Origin of the sequence: Streptomyces sp. NPDC048338, from assembly GCF_043201055.1 — a bacterium.
Classification (GTDB): Bacteria; Actinomycetota; Actinomycetes; order Streptomycetales; family Streptomycetaceae; genus Streptomyces.
This window is the reverse complement of record NZ_JBICYQ010000006.1, coordinates 1-23322: the sequence shown is the minus strand read 5'-3', so window position 1 is coordinate 23322 and position 23322 is coordinate 1. Positions and strand designations below refer to the sequence as shown.

The window sequence follows — 23322 nt, the reverse complement described above, 5'->3', positions numbered from 1 at the left end:
GTCCGGTCCGCCCGTCAGTCCCGCAGCCAGGCGCGGATCTTGGCCGCCAGCTCCGCCTCGTCCACCGGCTTGGCGACGTAGTCGTCGGCGCCCGCCTCCAAGGCGCGCGCACGGTCGCCCGGCATGGCCTTCGCCGTCACCACGATCACCGGGAGCGTGGTCCGGCCGGGCAGCCTCCGTAGTTCCTTGATGGCCGTGTAGCCGTCCATGCCGGCCATCATCACGTCCATCAGGACGAGCCGGATCTCGTCGTGCGCGGCGAGCAGGTCGAGCCCGGCACGACCGCCGTCCGCCGTGAGGACGTGCAGGCCCTGGCCTTGGAGGACCTCGGTGAGGGCGAAGACGTTGCGGACGTCGTCGTCGACGACCAGCACGGTGGCCCCTCCTGCCGTCGGCACCGGGGCGCCGCCGACGGCGGTCCCCGTGGAGACGACGACCCCCTGGGCGGCTTCCCGGCCCGCCTCCGAGGCCGCGAGCGCCCCGTCGCCGCCCGCCGGGTGCGCGGCGGGGAGGTAGAACGTGAAGCGGCTGCCCCGGCCCGGCGTGCTCGCCACCTCGATCGTGCCCCCGAGGAGCCCGGCCACCTCGCGGCTGATGGAGAGCCCCAGGCCCGTGCCGCCGTACCGGCGCGCGGTGGTCCCGTCGCCCTGCTGGAACGCCTCGAAGATGTTCTCCAGTCGCTCGACGGGGATGCCGACGCCGGTGTCCGTCACCCGGAACGCGAGGACGGGCCGGCCCTCGCGCACGGCGGACGGCGCCTCCTGCGGATCCGCCCAGGCGACCGAGAGCTCGACCTTGCCCTCGTCGGTGAACTTCAGCGCGTTGGAGAGCAGGTTGCGCAGGATCTGCCGCAGTCGCGCCTCGTCGGTGGTGAGCTCCTCGGGCACGTCGGGCGCGACCGTGACGGCGAACTCCAGCGCGCGTTCGTCGGCCACCGGTCCGAAGGTCGCCTCCAGGTACTCGATGAGCTCGCGCAGGGCGAACGGCTCGTGCCGGATCTCCATCTTGCCCGCCTCGACCTTCGACAGGTCGAGGATGTCGTTGATCAGCTGGAGCAGGTCGGAGCCCGCGGAGTGGATGACCTCGGCGTAGTCGATCTGCTTGTCCGTGAGGTTCCCCTGGGGGTTCTGCGCGAGCAGCCGCGCCAGGATCAGGAGGCTGTTGAGCGGGGTGCGCAGCTCGTGGCTCATGTTGGCGAGGAACTCCGACTTGTACATCGAGGTCCGCGACAGCTGCTGGGCCCGCACCTCCAGCTCCTGGCGCGCCTGCTCGATGACCAGGTTCTTGGACTCGATGTCCCTGTTGCGCTGCGCGAGGAGCGTGGCCTTCTCCTTCAACTCCGCGTTGGATCGCTGGAGTTCCTGCTGCCGGATCCGCAGCTCCTCGGAGCTGGAGCGGAGCTCGTCGGCCAGGCGCCGGGACTGGCCGAGCAGTTCGTCGGTGCGCAGATTCGCGAACAGCGAGCTCAGGACGGCTCCCGCGCTGTCCACGAACCGGTCGAGGAAGTCGCGCTGCAACACGGTGAAGGGACGCAGCGCGGCGAACTCGACGACGCCGAGGACCTGTTCCTCCACCACGATCGGCAGCACGACCAGCGTGCTCGGCTCGGCGGAGCCCGCCCCGGAGACGATGGTCGCGTATCCGGCGGGCACCTGCTCGGCGACGAGGGCGCGCCGGTCGCGCGCGGCCTGCCCCACCAGGGACTGACCCGACCGGAACCGGCGCTGCGGCTCGTCCGGGTCGTCGGGGGAGCCGTAGGAGGCGGTCATGACGAACTCGGTGCCGCGCTCGTCGTCCCGCGCGAGGAAGAAGGCCCCGTACTGGGCGGAGATCAGGGGCGGCACCTCGGTCATGCTCAGTTCGGCGATCTGGGGCAGGCTCCGGGTGCCCTGCAGGAGCCCGGTGATCCGGGCGAGGTTGGTCTGCAGCCAGTCCTGCTCCTCGTTGGCCCGGGTGGTGGCCCGCAGCGACTCGACCATCGAGTTGATGTTGTCCCGCAGCTCCCCGACCTCGCCGGGCGCCTCGACGGCGATGGAGCGGGTCAGGTCGCCCTCGGCGACGGCGCTGGTGACCGCGGCGATGGCGCGGACCTGCCGGGTGAGGTTGCCGGCGAGCTCGTTGACGTTCTCGGTGAGGCGCTTCCACGTGCCGGAGACGCCCTCGACCTCGGCCTGGCCGCCGAGCTTGCCCTCCGTGCCGACCTCGCGGGCGACCCGGGTGACCTCGGCGGCGAACGAGGACAGCTGGTCGACCATGGTGTTGATCGTGGTCTTCAGCTCCAGGATCTCGCCGCGCGCCGAGACGTCGATCCGGCTGGTCAGGTCGCCCTGGGCGACGGCGGTGGTGACCTGGGCGATGTTGCGGACCTGGTTGGTCAGGTTGTCCGCCATCGAGTTGACGTTGTCGGTCAGGTCCTTCCAGGTGCCGGAGACCCCGCGGACGGTGGCCTGGCCGCCGAGCTTGCCCTCCGTGCCGACCTCGCGGGCGACCCGGGTGACCTCCTCGGCGAAGGAGGACAGCTGGTCGACCATGGTGTTGATGGTCTGCTTCAGTTCCAGGATCTCGCCGCGCGCGTCCACCCGGATCTTCTGCGTGAGGTCCCCGCGGGCGACCGCTGTCGCCACCTGGGCGATCGACCGCACCTGGGACGTCAGGTTGTCGGCCATCTGGTTGAACCCGGAGGTCAGTTCCTGCCACACGCCACGCGCCTGCGGCTCGCGGACCCGGCCGCCGAGCAGTCCCTGCCCGCCGACCTCGCCGGCGACGCGGGTGACCTCGGAGGTGACGAGCGTGAGCTGGACGACCATGTCGTTGTAGACCCCGGCGATCTCGCCGTGGATGCCTCCCGCGGCCCCGGCCAGCCGGACGGACAGGTCCCCGTCCCGCACCGCGGTGAGTCCGGCCAGCAGCTGCCGGAGGCCGTCCTCGCCGAACTCCGCGTGCGTCAGGTCCGTGCCGGCGGGTGGTCTGCGCTCTGCCATGAGGACCTCGCACAGGACGATCGGGCAACGGCCCGGGCGCGGAGCACGGTCGCTTGCCGCACCACGTCTCCACTTTAGGACGTGTCCCGTCGATCAGGCCGGATCGACGGGCAGGGCGCCGGGAGCCCCGCGGGACCGGCGGGACACCCCCTACGCCGTGGGTGTCCCGCCCGCCCCGGTCGAGTCGGAGGGACCCCTCTCCGCGGTCAGCACCTCCACCTCGAACCAGACCGCCTTGCCCGGGCCCCTCGGTACCCAGCCCCAGGCCGCCGAGAGCCGCTCCAGCAGGTACAGACCGTGACCGGAGGCGCGCTCCGCCCGGTGCGGGCCGTGGGGCCGGGGGCGTACCGGGCTCGTGTCGCTGACCTGTACCCAGAGCCGGCCGTCCGTGCGGTCGAGCCGCAGCTCGTACGGGACGCCACCGTGGGCGCACGCGTTCGCGACGATCTCCGAGACGAGGAGCAGGGCGTCGCCGGGGGCGAGCCGCCCCGGGTCGCCCGCCGGGCCGAACCAGTCCGAGAGGGCCCGGCGGGTGAGGTCGCGGCACTCGCTCACCACACCGGACCCGCCACGCAGGTCGTACCGCCGTGTGCGGGAGGTCGCCCGGTCGTTACCGATGGCCATGCTGTGCCGCTGTCCATGGAGATTCCGTGTCAAACCACCCAAAGGGGGGCATTCTTTATGCAGGGCGTCCGCCCGACGGCCCTGCCGTCGCCCGCCAGGCCACGGCGCAGGGTCGACTCCTCCGTGGAGGGACACGCATGGCCACCACCGGGACACCGATCGCCATCGACCGGCCGCAGACCGACGCCGCGCTGCGTCGGGCGGCGCTGGGCGGAGTGCCGGAGACGGCCAGGCCGACGGCCGTCCCCACCGGCGAGGCCCGCACCCTCTCCGCCGCGCTCTTCACGCGCCTGGCGGAGCTGGAGGAAGGGACGCGCGAGTACGCGTACGTCCGCAACACCCTCATCGAGCTCAACCTCAGCCTGGTCAAGTTCGCCGCCCGCAGGTTCAGGAACCGGGCCGAGCCGATGGAGGACATCATCCAGATCGGCACGATCGGGCTGATCAAGGCGATCGACCGCTTCGACCCCGAGCGCGGCATCGACTTCTCGGCGTTCGCCCTGCCGACCGTGGTCGGCGAGATGAAGCGCTTCTTCCGTGACACCAGCTGGGCCGTTCGGGTGCCCCGCCGCCTCCAGGAACTGCGCATCGACGTGGCGAAGGCCGTCGATGTCCTGGAGCAGCGGCTCGGGCACCGTCCCAGCCGCGCCGAACTCGCCGACCACCTCCACATCGACGTGGAGAGCGTCGCCGAGGGCGAACTGGCCTCGAACGGCTACGTCGCCCGGTCGCTCGACGCGCCGGCCGGGGAGGACCGCGCCGACCCGGGCACGGGCACCCGGCACCTGGCCGCCGAGGAGTCCTCGTACGAGCTGGTCGAATGCCTGGAGTCGCTGAAGCCGCTCATCGCCGGGCTCGACGCCCGGGACCGGGAGATCCTCTCGCTGCGGTTCGGCCAGGAACTCACGCAGGCGCAGATCGGCGAGCGCCTCGGCCTCTCCCAGATGCACATCTCGCGTCTGCTCGCCCGGATCCTCGACGAACTCAAGGACGGTCTCCTCGACGACCCCGGTGCCACGGCGGACGGGACGGTCGTCTGACCTCCACCCACACCACCTTGCCGCCCGTGCCCCCGCCCCGGATCTCGGAGCCCCAGTCGCCCGCCAGCCGGTCCAGCACCATCAGCCCGTGCCCGCCGGGCAGGGACGGCGAACGCGCCGGGTAGGCGTGCGGGTGCTCGGGGTTCGCGTCCGAGACCTCGAAGCGCAGGTACCCGTCCGCGTGCCGCAGCACCAGCTCCTCCGGCCCGCCGGCGTGCAGGCACGCGTTCGTCACCACTTCGGACACCAGCAGCAGGACGTCGTCCACCCGCTGCTCGGCCTCCTCGCTCTCGGCGGGGATCCAGCCCCAGTCCGCCAGAGCCTCCGTGGTGAAGTCCCGGCACCGGCCGACCACGCCCTTGGTGCCGGACAGTACGAGCCGTCGCACCTGTGCCATCTTGCCGTCCTGGTCGCCCATGTCTCCCTCCGCAACCGCGGGTCCCGCGTGGTTATTCACCCTGCCCGCTGTCCGCCAGTGCATCCGCGAGACCGTCGTACACCCGGAAGACCCTCCGGGCACCGGTGATCTCGAACATCCGGTCCACCGGCGCGTGCAGCCCGGCGAGGTCCACCCGCCCTCCGCTCTCCATCAGCCGCAGTCGCGTCCTGAGCAGGACGTTCAGTCCCGTGGAGTCGCAGAACCGCAGATCCGAGCAGTCGATCACGATCCTCGTCGTGCCGTCCTGCTCCTCCAGTGCGCTCTGCAGGGGATGCGCCGTGTCGTGGTCCAGCTCGCCGGTCAGCGCCAGGACGACCACACCGGGTGTCCCGGCCTGGCGCGTCTCCACGAGGAACCTCTCCGCGCGCGCGGCGTTCCGGTCTCCGGTCCGGCCATGGGCCTCCATGTGCTGCCCGCCTCCTCGTGGGTAGCCGCAGATGTCCTATGTGTCTCTTGCCCCTTTTTTCATGGTTTGTGACAGGTGGATCACGGTCGACGTGTGCGGGCCCGAGGGAGGGGTAGGCGCGGGACGTCCATGCCGAGCCCCCTCGCCGGGGAGTCACACGGAAGGCGACGTCATGAGCGAGTCGAAGGACAAGGCCAAGGGCAAGGCCCAGGAGATCAAGGGCAAGGCCCAGGAACAGATCGGCGAGACCGTCGGCGATCGCCGCATGCAGGCCGAGGGCCGTGGTGAACAGGTGGCGGGCAAGGCGAAGGTCACGGCGGCCGAGGCGATGCGCCGGATGAAGAAGCACGGCGACGACATGTAGCGAGGACGTCATGATCTCCGTTGCCGACGCCCCCGGCCCCACGTCCGCGCGGGCCGGATCGGGCGTGGAACTGATCCGCCTGAGTCTGCGTTTCGCCGAGCCGGACGCCCCGGTCGCGGTCCCGGTCGCCCCCGCGGGCCGGGAACCGGCCGCCTTCCCGCTGCGGGAGGGGATCGAATGCCGGGCCGTGGTGGAGTTCCAGGTCCTCGGACGGCAGGCCACGGGCCTGCGCGTCGTGGACCGGCGCCTGCGCGACGGCGTCGCCGTCGGCGGGCGCGAGGTGGTGCTCGGGGACTTCCGGCACGGGGGTCCGTACGAGCTGTCGCTGCCCCCGGAACGGCTCCCGATCGGACCGCGGGCGCGGGGCGTGTACGAGGTGCGCGTGGCCCTGGTCGACGGCGCGGACCACGTCCTCGCCCAGCGCGCGTACCGATTCGAGATCACGAAGGACGGCGCCGCGCCGGTCGCCACGTGATCGCGCGGCGCCCGCCGGCGCCCGCCGAGGCGGCAGGGCCGCCGGACCACCCGTCCGGTGGTCCGGAACCGCCGCGGCGGCCCCGTCCCGGCCGAGGTCCGTGGACCGGCCTCGGCCGGGACGGGGCCGCGCACGGTGCCGCCGCCGCGAGGTGCGACCGCCCTCCGCGCGTGGGCTCATCTTTCTTGTGAAGAGATGGGATTGACGGCATTCGGGTGGTAGCGCGCGTCCGGTGCAACCGCCCGAACCCCTCGTGCACTCCTCGGTTTCAGTTGCACGACACCCGAGGAGGCACCCATGACGCGGCTCCAGGACTTCACCACCGCCCCGACCTCGCGGCTGGACTTCGACCCCTACCGTTTCCCCGCCCTCTTCATCGAGGACGTCCCCGAGGAGACGCACTCCGCGCACGGCTTCATGGAGGCCGTCGAGTATCCGCTGCCCGCGCCCTCGCCGGACAGCCGCATCCCGCTGCCCCTGCGCCCGGCCGACCGCCGCCGCCTGGACCTGCACGCGGCACTGACCACGGCCGGCATCGCCCCGCTGCCGGGCGACCTCGACGCCATCGAGGCGCTGTGCGCCCTGGACGACACCACGCACCATGCCCTCCAGCGCTGGATCACCCGGGCGGCGTGACCGCCGAGGCCGGCACGCTCGCCGGCCGGCCGGACACCTGAGTCCGCGGCGGATCCGGGCCGCCGGAGAGCCTGGCGGGGGCGACACGAGTGCGCTCGGGGCCTGGTCAAAACCGGTGCGCGTGCGCAAGGATCACGCCCGCACCACGCCACCCCCATTCCCTCGACGTGAGGACGTACATGGCTCGCCGCATACCCCGCGGACTGATCGCCGTCGCCTCGGCCACCGCCACCGCGGCTCTGCTCGCCCCGGCCGGATCCGCCTCGGCCTCGGCCCCGGCCGTCGCGCCCCAGGCCCGGATCTTCATGGTCAACCCCGTGCAGTCCACGGGCGACCAGTCGCTCACCGACGGCAAGGACGCGGCCTCCGCCGTCCCCGCCGGCGCCTACGCCACGGCCGCCCTGCGCAACCTCGACGGCAGCGGCTCGCTCTCCGGTCGATGGGCCGCCGTCAGGTCCGACACGGGAGGCTCCGCGAAGGTCGCCGACGTCGGCGCGTACGACCGTCACGACGACCAGTTCGAGCAGGTCATGGCCTACTTCTGGGTCAACGAGGCGCAGGAGTACCTCCAGGGCCTCGGGTTCGGCAGCGAACTGCCCGGCGCGAACGACCGGGTGCAGCCGGTCCGGATCAACCAGTGGGGCGCGGACAACTCGTTCTTCACCGACAAGAAGGCGGAGATCCGCTTCGGCAAGGGCGGCGTCGACGACGCCGAGGACGCCGAGGTGATCGTCCACGAGTACGGCCACGCGGTGCACAACGCGCAGGTGCCCGGCTTCGGGACCAGCCCCGAGGCCGGTGCGATCGGCGAGGCGTTCGGCGACTACCTGGCCGTAGCGGTCGGGACCAACGCCGCCGCGCGGCACGGCTGGCCGCAGAAGGCGGACCCGGCGTGCGTCGCCGACTGGGACGCCGTCGAGTACAGCGCCGCCCCGCACTGCCTGCGCCGCATCGACGGCACCAAGGTGTACGCGGACCGGGTCGGCGAGGTGCACGCGGACGGCGAGATCTGGTCGCGCGCCCTGCTCGACATCCGCGGAGCGCTCGGGGCCCGGGTCGCGGACCGCGTCATCGTCAACGCCCAGTTCGGCTTCGCGCCCGACACGAGCTTCACGGACGCGGCACGCCAGACGATCGCGACGGCCCAGCGCATGTACGGCACGGGTGCGGCCGACGCCGTCCGCGCGGCGTTCGCGGCACGGCAGATCCCCGGTATCGGGTAAGGCGGTCTGCGGGCGGGCCCGTCTCCGGACGGGCCCGCCTCGCCCGGCCTTCCCGGCATCCTGGCGGACCGGGCACGCCGCGGACGCCGTCGCCCGGGTCCCTCCGCTCACCCGGCCCCGTCCGCGTTCGGCGCGGCCCTGCCGGTTTCCGGCGCCCCGACCGGTTCGCGGGCGTCGCGGAGTGCCGTGCGGACCGACCAGACCACCGACACCAGCGGCACCGCCACCACGGCCCCCACGATGCCGGCCGCGATCGACCCCGCGATCACCGAGATCGCGACCACCAGCGGGTGCAGCCGGACCGCCCAGCTCATCACGAGCGGGTGCAGCAGATGGCCCTCGATCTGCCCGATGACCACGATCAGGGCCACCACGATCCCCGCCACCAGGGGCCCCTTCGCGGCCAGCGCCACCACCGCGGCCACCGCGAGGGCGACCGGCGAGCCGATCAGCGGGACGAACGCGGCCATGAACTCCAGCAGGGCCAGCGGGATCGCGAGCGGCACCCCGAGGAGCCACAGGGCGAGCCCGACGAGGGTCGCGTTCACCGCGGCCACCAGCACGATGCCGTGCGTGTAGCCGGTGAAGGTGCGCCAGGCGGCGCGACCGCCGATCTCCGTCCGGCCGCGCACGGACGTCGGCAACTGCTCCTGCAGCCAGGCCCACTGACGGTCGCCCGAGTGGATGAAGAACACCGAGGTGAACAACGCCAGGGCCAGCGTCGTCAGCACCTCGACCAGGCGGTGCGCGCCGCTCAGCGCGTCGCTCACCAGGGTCGAGCGGTGGCTCGACAGGAACTTCCCGATCCGGGACTGGACGTCGGTGAGGGCGTCCGGGTTCAGCCGGAACGGCGGCCGCTCCAGCCAGTCCTCGATCCGGTCGACGCCGGTCCGGAACTCCCTCACCAGGGTCGTCCGCTCACCTTCCACGGCCTCGCCGACCAGGGCGAGCACGCCCAGCACCACCACGATGCTGCCGAGCACGGTGACGGTGACGGCCAGCGGACGGGGGAGCCACCGGTCGAGCAGATCGGCGACCGGCCGCAGCAGCGCCGTGGCCACCAGCCCGAGGAACACCGCCACACCGATCTCGTGGAACCGCCCGAGCAGGGCGAACAGGCTGTACACGAGGGCTCCGACGACGAGCAGGCGCCATGCGTAGGCGGCGGCGGTGCGAAGGAGCGGAACCACGGGGGGTGGTGAGCCTGGCTGCATGGCCAACCACGTACCACCGTCACCCCGGCCGTCCACGCCCGAGGCCGTACATTCGCCCGACCGTCACCCACATGCGCCCGACCGGGGTCCGGACGGGCGAATGCCGGGTGAACCGGGAGCCCGTGCCGGTGTCGGCACGGGTCCGTCGGCAGACGCCGGAGAGGATCGGGGGATGGGCGTCGTCCTGCCGGTCCTCTTCTCCATGTTCGCCGCGTTCAGCAACGCGCTCGCCACGGTGCTGCAGCGCCGCGCCGCGCTGACCGTTCCCCAGTCCGACTCGTTCCGGCCCGGCCTGATCCTCGACCTGCTGAAGCGGCCGCTCTGGCTGGCCGGCATCGTCGCCGTGATCGCCGCCGGGGTGGGGCAGGCCGCCGCGCTGGCGACCGGGCCGCTGTCGCTCGTACAGCCGCTGTTCGTGCTGGAACTGCCGCTCGCGCTGCTGATCGCGTCGCTGCTGGCCCGGGAGCGGCTGCCCTCGGCACAGTGGCTCGCGGTCGCGGCGGTCGTGGCGGGGCTCGGCGTCGCCCTGGTGGCCGCCTCGCCCGACGGGAACCGGACGCACGTGGCCCTGGACCGCTGGGTGCCGGCACTGGCGGCCTGCGGTCTCGCGGCGGTCGCCCTGGCGGCCGCTGGACTGCGCAGACCGCCGGGCCGGGCACGCGCCGCCTGCCTCGGCGCCGCCACGGCGATCTGCTACGCGCTCACCGCGGCCCTCATGAAGGCCGCCATGCACATCCTGGACGACGGCGGCCTGGGCGCCTTTCTGACGACCTGGCAGACGTACGCCTTCTGCGTGACCGGCATCGCGGCGCTCCTGCTGCTGGAACACGCGATGCAGGGCGGCCCCCTCGTGGCCTCACAGCCGGCGCTCACGCTCGGGGACGCGATGCTGAGCCTCATGCTGGGCGTGCTCCTCTACGAGGAGCACGTACGCGGCGGGTGGTGGCTGGTGCCGGAGGTGATGGGAGTCGGCCTGATCGTCTTCGGGGTGTTCGCGCTCGCCCGCAGCGGGGTCAGCACCGCGTAGGTCCTGGCCGGGCGGTCTTCTCGGGCCCGCGACGGCACCGCGCCGGGCCGTCGGAGCGCCCGGAGACACGCCCGGTACGAGGGCGACCTCCCGCCATGCGAAGCACCCCGTCCGACGCCGTGCGCCGACCCGCCGGGGAGGACGGGACAGCGCTTAGGGTGCTCGGCATGACCAGCGGATCACGTCCACCCCGGCTCGAAGCGTCCCGCGGCAGGCGTCTGGGCTATCCGGCGGCGGCCGCCGTCTTCGCGATCGGCATGGCGGGCACGACCCTGCCCACCCCGCTCTACGGTCTCTACCGTGCGGAGCTGGGATTCTCCGAGCTGATGGTGACGGTGATCTTCGCCAGTTACGCGGTCGGCGTGATCGCCACCCTGCTGCTGGTCGGCAACCACTCGGACGTCGTCGGGCGCCGCCCCGTCCTGTGGTGCGCTCTGGCCATGGCGGCGGCGAGCGCGGTGTGCTTCCTGAACGAGGGCGGGCTGCCCCTGCTCTTCGCCGGCCGGCTGTTCTCGGGTTTCTCCGCCGGGCTGCTCAGCGGGGCGGGGACGGTCACGGTGCTGGAACTCGCCCGGCCCGAGCAGAAGTCCCGCGCGGGATTCGCCGCCACCGCGGCGAACATGGGCGGGCTCGGCTGCGGCCCCCTGCTCGCCGGCTTCCTCGCGCAGTACGCCCCGGATCCGCTCACCCTTCCCTTCCTCGTGCACCTCGGGCTGGTGGCCGTGGCCTGTGTCGTCGTCCTGCTGCTGCCGGAGACGGTCCGTCAGCCGCGGCTGCGGGCGCGCCCCAGACCGCAGGGTCTGTACGTGCCGGCGCGCGTCCGCGGCGTCTTCACCCCGTCGGCCGTCGCCGCCTTCGCCGGCTTCTCGCTGCTCGGCCTGTTCACCGCGGTGGCGCCCAGTTTCGTCTCCCAGACACTCGACATCCACAATCTGGCCGTGACCGGGCTGGTGGTCTTCTCGGTGTTCCTCGCCTCGACCGCGGGACAGTCGCTGACGGGCCGGATGCCGGTGAGCACCGCCCTGCCGCTCGGCTGCCTGGTGCTCGTCGTCGGCCTCCTGCTGGTCGGGGCGTCGCTGTGGGTGGAGACCCTGCCGCTGCTGGTGGTGGGCGGGATGTGCGGCGGGCTCGGCCAGGGGCTCGCCTTCCGCGCCGGCCTGAGCGCCGTCGGCGACGCGGCGCCCTCCGCGCACCGGGCGGCGACCGTCTCCTCGTTCTTCGTCGTCGCCTACACCGGGATCTCGCTGCCCGTCGTGGGCGTGGGGGCGCTGACGATGTGGGTGGGCCTGGACACGGCCGGCCTCACGTTCACCGCCTGCGTCACCGTCCTCGCCGCCGGCGCCGGCCTCTACCTGTACCTCCGGCACCCCGCCGCCGCGGAGGACGCCCCTTAGGTCCTGTCCGGGCGATCTTCGAGGACCGGCCGGGCAGGACCTAAGGTGAGCGCGGCGCGACGTACGGACGTACGAGGAGAACGAGTGACCGCGACAAGCCTGGAGCACACGACCGTCCCCGCCGACACCGGGGAGGTCACGCTGCTGATCGCCCGTCAGGTCGAACCCGGCTTCGAGGACGCCTTCGAGAAGTGGGCGCAGGGCATCCTCGACACGGCGGCCGCCTTCCCGGGCCACCTGGGCTACGGCTTCTTCCGCCCGTCCGCGCCGGGAGCCCCGTGGTTCCTCGTGCACCGCTTCCGCGACGCGGCCGCCTGCCGCACCTGGCAGGAGTCCCCGGAGCGGGAAGCCTGGTTCGACCACTGCGAGGGGCACCGGCACAGCGAGATAGCCCGGCGTGAACTGAGCGGTATGGAGACCTGGTTCGCGAAGCCCGGGTCCACCCAGCCGGCCCCGCCGCGCTGGAAGATGGTCGTCAGCTCGACCCTCGCCGTCTATCCGGTCTCGCTGCTCGGCAACGTCTTCCTGCTGCCGCACCTCAAGGCCGTCCCCCTGCTCCTGAACACCGCCCTCGTCTCCGCGCTCTTCAGCGTGCTGATGACCTACGTGGCCATGCCCGCCGTCAGCCGGATCCTGCGCGGCTGGCTCCGCGGCTGACCGCCCGCGGCCCGGGTCCGGCGCGGCCGCGGGCGTCACGCAGGGTGGGAAGGCGCCGCTCTGCGTGGCCGCGCCGCCGGTGTCGAACGGCGCATCAGAAGGGGTCCGCCCAGGTCGGAGGGGGTTTCCGGGCCGCCGAGGCGGATTCACCCGCTTGCCCGAGCCCGGGTTGCGGTTAATGTCGATATATAGGCCAAAGGTGCACTCCCCTCCTGTCACCCTTCCGGTGCCCGGGGGCGCGGGAGCGCGAAAGGAGCCTCCGATGACCCGTACATTGCGGGGCGCGATAGCACTTGCCGGAGCCGCGGCCCTGTCCCTGAGCGTGGTGGCGACGAGCGTCGCGGCAGGGCCGGGCGTGAGTTCCGTGGCGCAGCAGGACGACGTGAAGATCGGTCTGCTGCTGCCGGAGAGCAAGACCACGCGCTACGAGAAGTTCGACCGGCCGTACATCGAGCAGAAGATCAAGGAACTCGCTCCCAACGCGCAGATCGACTACTACAACGCCGCCGAGAGCGCGACGACCCAGCAGCAGCAGGTCAACACCGCGCTCGCCAAGGGCGACCAGGTGCTCATCCTGGACGCCGTGGACGCCAAGTCGATCCAGTCCTCCGTGGAGAAGGCCAACGCGGCGGGCGTCAAGGTCGTCGCCTACGACCGCCTGGCGCAGGGCCCCGTCGACGCCTATGTCTCGTACGACAACCGGAAGGTCGGCGAGTTGCAGGGCAAGGCGCTGCTGGACGCGCTCGGTTCGAAGGCCGCCGACAGCCAGATCGTCATGCACAACGGTTCGCCGACGGACCCGAACGCCGCCGAGTTCAAGGCCGGCGCCCACTCCGTCCTCGACGGCAAGGTGAAGATCGGCAAGGAGTACGACACTCCCAACTGGGACCCGAACAACGCCAACCAGCAGATGTCCGGTGCCATCAGCGCGCTGGGCAAGGACAACATCCAGGCCGTGTACTCCGCCAACGACGGACTGGCCGCGGGCATCGCCACCGCCCTCAAGGCATCCGGCATCAACGTGCCGTTGACCGGTCAGGACGCCCAGCTCGACGCCATCCAGCGCATCCTGCTCGGCACCCAGACCATCACGGTCCAGAAGCCGTACAAGCCCGAGGCCGACATCGCCGCCACCATGGCCGTCAACCTGGCCGAGGGCAAGGAGCTGCCCAAGGACCTGACCCCCGTCACCGTCACGAACGGCAGCGGCGACAAGGTCCCGGCCACCCTGCTGGCGCCGGTCGTCGTCAACAAGGACAACATCAAGGACACGGTCGTCAAGGACGGCATGTACACCGTCCAGGAGATCTGCACCCCGACCTACGCCGCAGCCTGCAAGGAGGCCGGACTCACCTGACCGCTTGAGCGCTTCATCCCGGCGGGGGCGAGACGGCCCGTACCAGCGGGCGAGCGGAGGAGGCGGTTCCGTTGACGGAAGCACCTGTGCTCACACTCCGGGGCATCTCCAAACGGTTCGGCGCCGTCCAGGCGCTGTCCGAGTTCGACCTGGAGGTCCACCCCGGAGAGGTCGTCGCCCTCGTCGGCGACAACGGCGCCGGCAAGTCGACCGCCGTCAAGACGATCGCCGGGGTGAACCAGCCGGACGAGGGCGTCATCGAATGGCAGGGCCGTCCGGTCTCCATCAACCGGCCGCACGACGCCCAGAACCTCGGCATCGCCACCGTCTACCAGGACCTGTCCCTGTGCGACAACCTCGACGTGGTCGGCAACCTCTTCCTCGGCCGCGAACTACGGCGGTTCGGCGTCCTCGACGAGGTCCGCATGGACCAGCGCGCTCGGGAGCTGCTCCAGACGCTCTCCATCCGCATCCCCAGCGTCCGCATCCCCGTCGCCTCGCTGTCCGGCGGCCAGCGCCAGACGGTCGCCATCGCCCGCTCGCTGATCGGCGAACCCAAGGTCGTCATCCTGGACGAGCCGACCGCGGCGCTGGGCGTCGAGCAGACCGCCGAGGTCCTCGACCTCGTCGAGCGGCTCCGCGAACAGGGCCTGGGAACCATCCTGATCAGCCACAACATGGTCGACGTGATGGCGGTCGCCGACCGGATCGCGGTGATGCGCCTCGGCCGCAACAACGGCTTCTTCGACAAGCGCTCCACCACCACCGAGGAGATCATCTCCGCCATCACCGGCGCCACCGACAGCGCCGTCACCCGCCGCCAGGCCCGCAAGCTGGGGGAGGAGTCATGAGCCGCGACCGAGGCACCGACGACACCTCCGGCCAGGAACCGGCCCGCGGCGCCATGCCCGCGGTGGACAGCCGTCTCCTCGTCCGCGAGGAGGGCATCAAGGGATATCTGGGGGAGTTCCGACGCAAGCTGCGCAGCGGCGAGCTGGGCTCCCTTCCCGTCGTCCTCGCCGTGATCATCATCTGGACCGTCTTCGGCAGCCTGAACAGCACGTTCCTGTCGGCCCAGAACCTCTCCGACCTCAGCCAGCAGATCGTCGGCACCGGCATGATCGCGGTCGGCATCGTCTTCGTCCTGCTGCTCGGCGAGATCGACCTGTCGGTCGGCTCGGTCAGCGGCCTGTGCGCGGCGATCTTCGCCGTACTCAACGTCATCAACGGCATGAACCAGTGGCTGGCGCTCCTGGTCGCCATCGCGGGCGGCGCGGCCGTCGGGCTCATCCAGGGGTTCTTCTTCGCCAAGGTCGGTGTGCCGGCCTTCGTCGTCACCCTGGCGGGCAATCTCGCCTGGAACGGCCTCATGCTCCAGGTGCTCGGCACCAGCGGCACGGTCAACATCCCGAGCGACAGCATCGTCTCCGAGCTCTACTCGACCATCTTCCACAGCCCCGCCGCCGCGTACGTGACGGCGGCCGTCGGAGTCGGACTCTTCCTCGCGGCCTCGCTCCTGGACGCCAAACGACGCAGGTCGGCCCGGGTTCCGTCCCGGCCGGTCGCCGAGATCGTGCTGCGCACCGTCGTCCTCGCGGCGATCGCCTTCGTCACCGCCTACATCCTGAACCAGTACCAGGGCCTCCCGCTGGCGCTCCTGATCTTCCTGATCCTGCTCGTGGTCCTCGACTTCGTCCTGCGCCGCACCACGTACGGCCGACGCGTCTTCGCGGTCGGCGGCAACATCGAGGGTGCCCGCCGCGCGGGCATCAGCGTGCCGTTCGTCCGCATGAGCGTCTTCTCGATCTCCGGCACCATGGCCGCGGTCGGCGGCCTCTTCCTGGCCGGGCAGATCCAGTCCGCCAGCCAGACCTCCGGCGGCGGCAACCTGCTGATGAACGTCATCGCCGCGGCCGTCATCGGCGGCACCAGCCTGTTCGGCGGACGCGGCTCGGTCTGGTCCGCCCTGCTCGGCGCGCTGGTCATCGGATCCATCCAGTCCGGGATGAACATCATGGGCGTCAGCAACGCCGTCCAGTTCATGATCACCGGTGCGGTCCTGCTGGCCGCGGTGGTCGTCGACTCCCTCTCCCGCAAGACCCAGAAGGCCGCGGGGCGCGCCTGAACGGCCCGCACCCGGGCTGCGCCGACGCACCCGGCGTGGTCGCATCGTGGTCATGGAGCGAGCAGAAGGAAGCGAGCCGGCCCTCGCGCAGCGGCGCGCGGCCCGCCTGACCGTCGCGAAGCACGCCACCGACGCCGGGGACCTGGCGGCCCTCCTCGACATACTCGACCTGAACCCGGAGGCCGACGGCTTCCACCGCCGCCGCCCCGCCACCCCGGAGGGCGACTGACGACCGTCCGTGCGGCCCGGCGGAGCGCCGGGCCTCTCGGCCGGCCGGGTTCGGAGTCAGCGGTCGAGGGAGAGGGCGAGGAGCTCCGCGAAGGTGCCGCCCGCGTGGACCAGGTCGTCGTAACGGCCCTGTTCGGTGATGCGGCCGTGTTCCATCACCACGATGTGGTCGGCGATCCGGGTGTTCTCCAGCCGGTGGGTGACCACGATCGTGATGCGGTCGCCGGCGATCGACCTGATCCGCTCGAAGACGCGGTGTTCGCCCCGCGGGTCCATCTGCGACGTGGGTTCGTCCAGGATGAGCAGCGGCGGCCGGCGGTACAGGGCCCGTGAGCAGGCCAGTCGCTGCCACTGGCCGCCGGACAGCTCCGCGCCGCCGAAGAGCTCCCGCGCCAGGAGCGTGTCCAGGCCGGCCGGCAGGTCCTCGATCGCCTCGCGCATCCCGACCGCGTCGACGGCGTCCCAGACCGGACCGTCGTGGGACGTGCGCGGCTGTCCGAGGGTGATGTTCTCCCGTACCCGCAGCGGCCACTGGGCGAAGATCTGCGGGACCAGTCCGGTGCAGCTCCAGACGGTTGCCGGGTCGACGTCGCCGAGATCGGTTCCGTTCCAGGTCACCCGTCCCTCGTCGGGCAGGTAGACGCCGGTGAGCAGGCGGGTGAAGGTCGACTTGCCGGAGCCGTTCACGCCGACGATCGCGAGGATCTCCCCACGGCGCAGGGTCAGGGACACGCCGTCGACGGCGGGCCTGTCCTTGCCCGGGTAGCGGTAGACGACCTCGTCGAGCCGGATCTCCTCGACGGGGGCGCTCACGGTGGCGGAGCCGCGTCGGGGTGCGCGTGCGGACGCGTCGTCGAGGAAGGACTCCATGTCGCCGAGGTAGAGACTCGTGTGGAAGAGCGCGGCGCCGTTGAGGACCAGCTGCGACAGGGCGCCGAGTGTCGTCTGGACGGCGACGACGGCGGTCGCGGCGAGCGCGAGGGCGATCCGGCCGGTCACGGCCAGCCAGGCGAGCGCCGCCCACGACGCGACCAGGAACACACCGGCGACCAGGGACGAGGCGAGCGCGATGCGCAGCGTGCGCGGGGCCGCGGCGAGCGTGCGCCGGTCGCAGCGCTCGGACAGCGAGCGGAACCAGAAGAGCAGGTAGTCGGTCATCCCGTTGGCGCGGACCTCGTCCCCGTACTTGGTGGTCGTCGCCCACCAGCGCATCATGCCGCGCACGTTGCGGTCGGCGATGTTCGCGTAGTGCACCTCGTAGTCCACCCGGGCGGTCAGCACCGCCCCGGCACCCGCCGGCAGCACGGCGAGAAGGAGCAGCGGAACCACCAGCGGGTTGAGCACCGCGAGCGCTCCGGCGGCCGTGACCATGCGGACGAGCGCCGACAGGAAGCGCTGTGCGTCGGTCACCATCACCTGGGCCCGGATCACCCCCATCTCCGCCGCCTCCTGGCGGTCGGCGAAGCCGTCCACCGCGTAGGCCGCCGCCTCGACCCGGCAGACCGCCTCGACGAGCGCGGTGTCGGTCCCGGTCGTGAGTCCGGGCGTGAGCCGCCGCTCGGCGTAGCAGGCCAGGGCTCCGGCGGTACGGGTGAGGCCGGCGGCGACGCCCACGACGACGAGGGCCGGCAGCGCCTGCTCCAGGCGGTCCGCGATCGCCCCGGCACCGAGCACGGACCGCAGGGCCCGGGCGGTGGCGGTCAGCAGGACGGCCGCCGCCACTCCCGTGACCAGCTGGCATCCGAGGAGGAGCAGGACGGCACGACGGTCGACGCGCCAGGACATCCGTCCGATGCGCAGCAGGACGCGGGGGAGCCGGGCGCACAGGGCGCGGAAGGACGCCTCGCCGAGCGGGTTCACGGCGAACTCGCCCCCGTACGTGATCTCGGCGGGCGGAGGGGGTGGCGGCGGGCCGGCGGGTGCGGACGGGGGCGGGACGGGCGCGGATGGCGACGGGCGCGGGACGGCAGCGGTCTGCGGGGTGGGATCAGCGGTCAACTGCTCTTCTCCTGGGTGGTCGTTGGGGGGAGCGGTGAGTACCGGGACCAACGACGGCTGCGGGGGAGTCGAGCACACGTATGTGAGCCGAAGACGGATCCGTGGGGCGGCGCGTCCGCCGCGGCGTGCAGAGGCCACGGACCCTTGTGCCGCCCGGAGCGCGGGGTGGAGCGGAGATGGCCGAATCGCCGAAGTCGATACGCGAGTGACCGGTGCTGTTTCTGAGGTGTGCGGTGCTCGCTACGTTCCGTACACCTATCCAGGGGAATGTGCGCGCGATTCCGGTCGTTGTCCTGGTTGAAGCGGTCTCTGCGGGCGCCGTGCGTACCCGACAGCGACCGAGAGTGACGAACCCCTCCGGAATGCCATGCCGAGTCCCCGAGTCGTTCTCCCCGTCATAGCCGCGATGACCGTCGGCCTGCTCGTCGGCTGCTCCGCCCAGACGGGCGCGGGCGCCACGGCCGGTGTCTCGTCGAGCCCGCGTGACGCGGCCCCGTCCGCCGCGGCCACGAGCGGTTCCGCGCCGGCTGCCGCCCCCGCGTCGTCGTCTCCCGCTCCCGTGCCGTCCGCGTCGCGGATCCCCGTGGCGGCGCCGGCACCCGATCCCGAGCCGGTCGCGCGGACCCGGACCGCAGAGCTGGCGATTCCCGCGATCGGCCTCACCGGCCTGCGTGTCGTCCCTTACGAGGGAACGACCGACGACGCCGCCGGTACCCGCATTCAGGACCGCGGCGTGGCCGCCAGCCCGTACGGGAAACGCGGCGGGGTCGGACCCGGCGAGGTCGGGAACTACCTGGTGACCGCCCACCGCCTCTCCGCGGGTGGACCCCTGCGGGAGCTGCCCTCGGTCCGTGCGGGGGACTCGGTCTTCGTCACCCAGGGTGACACCGTGTACGAGTACCGGATCACCGAGACCCGGACCACGTCCTTCCGCTCCGCCCGCTCCCTCGCCGAGCAGCGGGCCGCGGTGCCGGGGAAGCCCGGTGAGAAGGCGACCAGGGCCATGATCACCCTCTCCACCTGCGCGACGCCCGAGGACAACGCGGCGGGGAACTACTGGCGCGACGCGCAGGGCAACCCCGAGCACCGCATCGACAAGATCGGTGTACTGACCGCCACCCGTCCGGCCGGCTAGGGCCGAGGGGGAGGGCTCTCAGGTCGCGTCCGTGTAGCGGGTGGCCAGCGCGGCGGCGCGGTCGCGCAGGGCGGTGCGCAGCGCGGGCGGAGTGAGGGCCTCCGCGTCCATGCCGAGCTGCCAGAGCGCCCATTCGGCGTGTCGTGAATCCTGGAAGGTCACCTCCAGGAGCAGCCGGCCGTCCGCGTCCGGTTCTTCCGCGCGGACGGCCAGCGCGGTGTCCAGCAGCTCCTCCCGTCGCGCCGGGTCCACCCGCACCCGCACGGTGACGTGGTCGCCGCCGGAGAGGAACCGCGCGGAGCGCTCCCGCCAGATCTGGTCCAGATCGATCCGGTCCGGTCGTTCTGCCGCTTCGGGGAGCTCCTCGGCGGCGGACACCCGCGCCAGCCGGTAGGTGCGGTCCTCGCCGGACCTCGTGGCCAGCAGGTAGCCCCGGTCCCGTACGGTCACCAGGCCGATCGGGTCCACCGTGCGCCATCGCGGGGCCTGTCCCGTGGCCGCGTAGTGGATGCGGAGTCTGTGCCCGGCGAGCACCGCGCGCCGGATCTCGATCATCGTGGTGTCGGTCACCTCCTCGGCGACCGGCTTGCGCGAGAGCAGGTCGGCCTCGGGGTCGACGAGAAAGCGCCGGGCCGCGTCGCTCGCGGCCGCCCGGTGGCCCTCGGGCAGCGCGTCGACCACCTTCCGCCTGGCCGAGGCGAGGGCCGAGCGGAGGCCCAGCACCTGCTCGCCACGCCCCGATCCGGCGGCCAGCAGGGCAAGGGCCTCGTCGTGGTTCAGTCCGGTGAGCTCGGTCCGGAACCCGGGCAGCAACGCGAAACCGCCGTGCCGGCCGCGTTCGGCGTAGACCGGGACGCCGGCCGCGGACAGCGCCTCGATGTCGCGCAGCACGGTGCGGGTGGAGACGTCGAGCTCGCGGGCCAGCATGTCGGCGGTCAGCCGGCCGCGCTGCCGCAGCAGCAGCACCAGCGAGACCAGTCGGTCGGCGCGCATGCGGGAAACCTATCGGCATACATGACCAAGGGTGTCGTGATTTGTTGCGAGGCTCGTTCACGCGACGTCGAGCAGACGACTGTTGGAGTCGTCCGACGCGCGTGTCCCGCATGAAGCGGAGGGAGCTCACGTGTCCATGGAACGAACCGCGATCAACCCGGTGTCCTGGTCGGTGGAGAGGGGATTCAACCAGGGTGAGGTCGTCTCCGGGCACACCCGGACCCTCTACATCTCGGGGCAGACCGCGATGAGCAAGGACGGCGAACCCCGGCACGACGGTGACATGGCGGCGCAGTTGACGCTGAGCATCGACAATCTCGAGGCCGTACTCGGCGAGGCCGGCATGTCGCCATCCGACCTCGTCCGGCTCAACGTCTACACGACCGACGTCGATCTGCTCTTCCGGCACTACGGCTTGCTGGCGGCGAGGTTGGGCGCCGCCGGGGTGGCGCCGACCGCCACGATGCTCGGGGTGACGCGACTGGCGCTCCCCGGCCAGCTGGTCGAACTGGAGGGAACCGCCGTCGCGTGACGTGACCTCACCCTCTGCGCTGTTCGGGCCGGTGGACCGGCCCGAACAGCCGACACCCGATCGGGATTCCGTCGACTCGCCCGCGACGTCGGTCACTTGGGGGACGTCGGCCCGAGCGTGGGACGAGCCGCGCACCCCCTGGCGGGGTATCAGGACCGACCGGGTCCGACGACACGGGCCAGCGCGCGCAGGCCGGCGACGACGTCGGCGCCCGTGGGCGCCCGGTCGGGGTCGGTGAGCCACTGCGTCATCAGGCCCGAGAGCAGCGCCATCTGGACGGCGCCCAGCGTGCGGGCCGCTCCGTCGGTGACCGCGTCCTCCTCGACGCCGCCGAGGAGGGCCGCCAGTCCCCGCCGCCCTTCGGCCTGGCCTCCGGCGAGGTGGCGTCGAAGGTCCTCGGAGTGCTCGGCCTGGGCGAGTGCCTCGACCGAGGCGAGCCACAGGGTGCGATGCGTCGCGAAGGACTCGATGATCCTGTCCCACATCGCCTCGTACCGCTGGGCCGGTGTGGCCTTCTCCGTGCCGAAGGCGGCCAGAGCGCGACCGGTGTGGGTGCCCCACTCGTCGATGGCGTCGATGAGCGCGGCGTTGAGCAGCGCCTCCCGGGAACCGAAGTGATAGCCGATGGCCGCCATGCTGACACCGCCGGACGCGGCCGTGATGTCGCGGACCGTCGTCCGCGCCCACCCCTTCTCCTCCAGGCAGCGGCGTGCCCCGGCGAGCAGGTCTTCACGATTTCCCATGGTCGGAGGCTATCGACGGGGACGCGCCGCGTGCAAGACGATCGTCTTATTCGAGCGTCTTATACAAGCGTATTGCGCGGATGCTCTAGTCCTCGCTACGGTCTTCTCATCGCAACCGAGACGGGAGACCCCGCCATGAGTGACATCACCGCTGCCGACGCCGCCGTCCGCGCCGAACTCGTCATCGACGGCCGCCGGCTGTCGTACCTCGACTTCGGCGGGACCGGCCGCCCGCTTGTCGCGCTGCACGGACATCTGTCCGAGGGCGCCACGTTCGGCCACCTCGCCCGGGCGCTCGGCCCCGAATGGCGGCTGATCGCCCCGGACCAGCGCGGTCAGGGCGAGTCCGACTCCGCCGCCGACTACTCACGGGACGGCTATCTCGCCGACCTGCGGGCCCTGCTGGACCACCTGGGCCTGGGGCGTGTCGTGCTGCTCGGCCACTCCCTCGGCGCCGTCAACGCCTACCAGTTCGCCGCCCGCCATCCGGAGCGCGTCCATGCGCTGGTCGACGCCGAGGGTCCGGTCGTCCTCGGCCTGGACGGGAGGAACCCCCTCGGCTTCCTGCTGGATCTGCCCTGTCTGGCGCCCACCCGCGACGCGCTCGTCGCGGGCCTCGGCCCGGTCGCGCCGTACTTCTCCGACCGGCTGCGGGAGAACGCGGACGGTACCTGGCGGCTGCCGTTCCGCCCCCAGGAGATGTACGAGTCGGAAGAGCAGGTCCACGGCGACCACTGGGACGACTGGACCGCCTCCGCCTGCCCGGCCCTTTTGGTCCACGGCACTCGGGGGATCATCCCGCCGGAGCAGGTCCGCGCCATGGTCGAGCGCCGCCCCGGCACCGTGTCGGTCGAGCTGGACGCCGACCACTTCGTCCACGCCGGCGCCCCCGAGGTGTTCGCCGCCGCGGTCCGGGAGTTCCTCGCCACCGTCTGAGTTCCGCCGGGGCGGGCCCATGCGGCGGGTGTCGCCCGCTCGTCGGGCGGGTCGCGGAGGCGGCACCCGGTGCCCGGCGGGTGCAGGGGCATCGTGGGTGAGGTGCGAGGGCCGCCCTGGACAGGGGCGTGCCGTCGGAATAGCCTCACTCGCACCTAGTCAATTACTTGAGTAAGTGGGGTTCGATGCATCCGTTCCGCAAGGCCGTCGAGAACCGGGACACCGAAGCCCTGGAGGCGCTGCTCGCGCCGGACGTCGTCTTCACCAGCCCCGTCGCCTTCAAGCCGTACGAGGGCAAGGCCATCACGGCCGCGATCCTCCGCGGTGTCATGCGGGTCTTCGAGGACTTCACCTACGTGCGCGAGATCGCGAACCCGGACGGCCGCGACCACGCCCTCGTCTTCACCGCCACCGTCGACGGCCGGGAGATCCAGGGCTGCGACTTCCTCCACTTCGACGAGGCGGGCCGGATCGACGACTTCACCGTCATGGTGCGCCCGCTGTCCGCGGCCAAGGCGCTGTCGGAGGCGATGGGCGCCCAGTTCGACCGGATCGCCCAGGAGGCGGCGGGCGCGTGAGCCGGGCCACGCACCGGCAGGGGGCGTGAACCCGCCCCCTGCCGGGTCGGCGCCTGCGGGCGCCGAGAACTCGGGGGCCCGGCCGTGGGGGGGGGGGGGGGCCCCGGGGCCCCCCCCCCCCCCCCGCCCCCCCGCCCCCCCGCGGCGGGGGCGCCCCCCCCCGCCGCGGGGGGGCCCGGGCCGGGGGGGCTGCGGCCGGGGCCAGGGGGCGGGGGGC

The 23322-nt window shown here is 72.3% G+C and carries 24 protein-coding genes; 16 read left to right on the top strand and 8 right to left on the bottom strand.

Features of this window, described 5'->3' with window-relative positions:
* Positions 1 to 14: 14 nt before the first annotated feature.
* Together ACGFZF_RS15575 and ACGFZF_RS15570 are read right to left on the bottom strand one after the other, a co-directional pair.
* Positions 15 to 2981, bottom strand: coding sequence for a HAMP domain-containing protein (locus ACGFZF_RS15575; RefSeq protein ID WP_393554287.1), 2967 nt, complete (start codon positions 2979 to 2981; stop codon positions 15 to 17).
* 150 nt (positions 2982 to 3131) lie between these two features.
* On the bottom strand, positions 3132 to 3605 hold the full coding sequence (locus ACGFZF_RS15570; RefSeq protein WP_393554285.1) for an ATP-binding protein: 474 nt from the start codon (positions 3603 to 3605) through the stop codon (positions 3132 to 3134).
* A gap of 137 nt (positions 3606 to 3742) precedes the next feature.
* Here ACGFZF_RS15570 and ACGFZF_RS15565 point away from each other — a divergent pair, with 137 nt between their 5' ends.
* Positions 3743 to 4645, top strand: coding sequence for a SigB/SigF/SigG family RNA polymerase sigma factor (locus tag ACGFZF_RS15565; protein ID WP_393554284.1), 903 nt, complete (start codon positions 3743 to 3745; stop codon positions 4643 to 4645).
* On the opposite strand, the gene ACGFZF_RS15560 is transcribed toward ACGFZF_RS15565, so the two are convergent.
* Both ACGFZF_RS15560 and ACGFZF_RS15555 read right to left on the bottom strand, forming a co-directional pair.
* On the bottom strand, positions 4590 to 5063 hold the full coding sequence (locus ACGFZF_RS15560; RefSeq protein ID WP_393554282.1) for an ATP-binding protein: 474 nt from the start codon (positions 5061 to 5063) through the stop codon (positions 4590 to 4592). The two genes, ACGFZF_RS15565 and ACGFZF_RS15560, sit on opposite strands and share 56 nt — an antisense overlap.
* Positions 5064 to 5094: 31 nt before the next feature.
* Positions 5095 to 5490: an STAS domain-containing protein gene (locus ACGFZF_RS15555; protein ID WP_393554280.1), complete on the bottom strand. Its 396-nt coding sequence runs from the start codon at positions 5488 to 5490 to the stop codon at positions 5095 to 5097.
* A 172-nt stretch (positions 5491 to 5662) separates the two neighbouring features.
* Between ACGFZF_RS15555 and ACGFZF_RS15550 the strand changes: the two genes are divergently transcribed.
* The 4 genes from ACGFZF_RS15550 (at position 5663) to ACGFZF_RS15535 (ending at position 8188) form a co-directional block, all read left to right on the top strand.
* Positions 5663 to 5854 (top strand): CsbD family protein, encoded by a 192-nt coding sequence (locus ACGFZF_RS15550; RefSeq protein WP_393554278.1) that lies wholly within the window; start codon positions 5663 to 5665, stop codon positions 5852 to 5854.
* A 10-nt stretch (positions 5855 to 5864) separates the two neighbouring features.
* The gene (locus ACGFZF_RS15545; protein WP_393554276.1) at positions 5865 to 6329 is read left to right on the top strand and encodes a hypothetical protein; all 465 of its coding nucleotides are present in this window, start codon (positions 5865 to 5867) and stop codon (positions 6327 to 6329) included.
* Between the two features lie 297 nt (positions 6330 to 6626).
* Positions 6627 to 6965 (top strand): hypothetical protein, encoded by a 339-nt coding sequence (locus ACGFZF_RS15540; protein WP_393554274.1) that lies wholly within the window; start codon positions 6627 to 6629, stop codon positions 6963 to 6965.
* 179 nt (positions 6966 to 7144) lie between these two features.
* On the top strand, positions 7145 to 8188 hold the full coding sequence (locus ACGFZF_RS15535) for a M4 family metallopeptidase (RefSeq protein ID WP_393554272.1): 1044 nt from the start codon (positions 7145 to 7147) through the stop codon (positions 8186 to 8188).
* A gap of 107 nt (positions 8189 to 8295) precedes the next feature.
* Here ACGFZF_RS15535 and ACGFZF_RS15530 read toward each other — a convergent pair whose 3' ends face one another.
* Positions 8296 to 9402 (bottom strand): AI-2E family transporter, encoded by a 1107-nt coding sequence (locus tag ACGFZF_RS15530; RefSeq protein WP_393554910.1) that lies wholly within the window; start codon positions 9400 to 9402, stop codon positions 8296 to 8298.
* A gap of 172 nt (positions 9403 to 9574) precedes the next feature.
* Between ACGFZF_RS15530 and ACGFZF_RS15525 the strand changes: the two genes are divergently transcribed.
* The 7 genes from ACGFZF_RS15525 (at position 9575) to ACGFZF_RS15495 (ending at position 16191) form a co-directional block, all read left to right on the top strand.
* Complete coding sequence (locus tag ACGFZF_RS15525) at positions 9575 to 10429, top strand: DMT family transporter (protein ID WP_393554270.1); 855 nt, start codon at positions 9575 to 9577, stop codon at positions 10427 to 10429.
* A gap of 167 nt (positions 10430 to 10596) precedes the next feature.
* Positions 10597 to 11823 carry an MFS transporter gene (locus ACGFZF_RS15520; RefSeq protein ID WP_393554268.1) on the top strand — a complete coding sequence of 409 codons (1227 nt, stop codon included), beginning with the start codon at positions 10597 to 10599 and terminating at the stop codon, positions 11821 to 11823.
* An 84-nt stretch (positions 11824 to 11907) separates the two neighbouring features.
* Complete coding sequence (locus ACGFZF_RS15515; protein ID WP_393554266.1) at positions 11908 to 12480, top strand: antibiotic biosynthesis monooxygenase; 573 nt, start codon at positions 11908 to 11910, stop codon at positions 12478 to 12480.
* A gap of 262 nt (positions 12481 to 12742) precedes the next feature.
* Positions 12743 to 13837: a substrate-binding domain-containing protein gene (locus ACGFZF_RS15510; protein WP_356601886.1), complete on the top strand. Its 1095-nt coding sequence runs from the start codon at positions 12743 to 12745 to the stop codon at positions 13835 to 13837.
* 71 nt (positions 13838 to 13908) lie between these two features.
* A complete protein-coding gene (locus tag ACGFZF_RS15505; RefSeq protein WP_356774285.1) occupies positions 13909 to 14688 on the top strand; it encodes an ATP-binding cassette domain-containing protein in 780 nt (259 codons plus the stop codon).
* A complete protein-coding gene (locus tag ACGFZF_RS15500) occupies positions 14685 to 15962 on the top strand; it encodes a sugar ABC transporter permease (protein WP_393554264.1) in 1278 nt (425 codons plus the stop codon). The genes ACGFZF_RS15505 and ACGFZF_RS15500 overlap by 4 nt, the downstream gene beginning before the upstream one ends.
* Positions 15963 to 16014: 52 nt before the next feature.
* On the top strand, positions 16015 to 16191 hold the full coding sequence (locus tag ACGFZF_RS15495; protein ID WP_356601892.1) for a hypothetical protein: 177 nt from the start codon (positions 16015 to 16017) through the stop codon (positions 16189 to 16191).
* Between the two features lie 56 nt (positions 16192 to 16247).
* Here ACGFZF_RS15495 and ACGFZF_RS15490 read toward each other — a convergent pair whose 3' ends face one another.
* Positions 16248 to 17975 carry an ATP-binding cassette domain-containing protein gene (locus ACGFZF_RS15490; RefSeq protein WP_393554908.1) on the bottom strand — a complete coding sequence of 576 codons (1728 nt, stop codon included), beginning with the start codon at positions 17973 to 17975 and terminating at the stop codon, positions 16248 to 16250.
* A gap of 580 nt (positions 17976 to 18555) precedes the next feature.
* Between ACGFZF_RS15490 and ACGFZF_RS15485 the strand changes: the two genes are divergently transcribed.
* Complete coding sequence (locus ACGFZF_RS15485; RefSeq protein WP_393554263.1) at positions 18556 to 19323, top strand: class E sortase; 768 nt, start codon at positions 18556 to 18558, stop codon at positions 19321 to 19323.
* 18 nt (positions 19324 to 19341) lie between these two features.
* Here the strand turns inward: ACGFZF_RS15485 and ACGFZF_RS15480 are convergent, their stop codons facing one another.
* The gene (locus ACGFZF_RS15480) at positions 19342 to 20316 is read right to left on the bottom strand and encodes a helix-turn-helix transcriptional regulator (protein WP_393554261.1); all 975 of its coding nucleotides are present in this window, start codon (positions 20314 to 20316) and stop codon (positions 19342 to 19344) included.
* Positions 20317 to 20452: 136 nt separating this feature from the next.
* Between ACGFZF_RS15480 and ACGFZF_RS15475 the strand changes: the two genes are divergently transcribed.
* Positions 20453 to 20848, top strand: a complete 396-nt coding sequence (locus ACGFZF_RS15475; RefSeq protein ID WP_393554259.1) for a RidA family protein — start codon at positions 20453 to 20455, stop codon at positions 20846 to 20848.
* A gap of 149 nt (positions 20849 to 20997) precedes the next feature.
* On the opposite strand, the gene ACGFZF_RS15470 is transcribed toward ACGFZF_RS15475, so the two are convergent.
* Positions 20998 to 21591, bottom strand: coding sequence for a TetR/AcrR family transcriptional regulator (locus tag ACGFZF_RS15470; protein ID WP_393554257.1), 594 nt, complete (start codon positions 21589 to 21591; stop codon positions 20998 to 21000).
* Between the two features lie 135 nt (positions 21592 to 21726).
* Here ACGFZF_RS15470 and ACGFZF_RS15465 point away from each other — a divergent pair, with 135 nt between their 5' ends.
* Together ACGFZF_RS15465 and ACGFZF_RS15460 are read left to right on the top strand one after the other, a co-directional pair.
* On the top strand, positions 21727 to 22527 hold the full coding sequence (locus ACGFZF_RS15465; protein ID WP_393554255.1) for an alpha/beta fold hydrolase: 801 nt from the start codon (positions 21727 to 21729) through the stop codon (positions 22525 to 22527).
* A gap of 185 nt (positions 22528 to 22712) precedes the next feature.
* Positions 22713 to 23105, top strand: a complete 393-nt coding sequence (locus ACGFZF_RS15460; protein ID WP_393554253.1) for a nuclear transport factor 2 family protein — start codon at positions 22713 to 22715, stop codon at positions 23103 to 23105.
* The last annotated feature ends 217 nt before the right edge of the window (positions 23106 to 23322 follow it).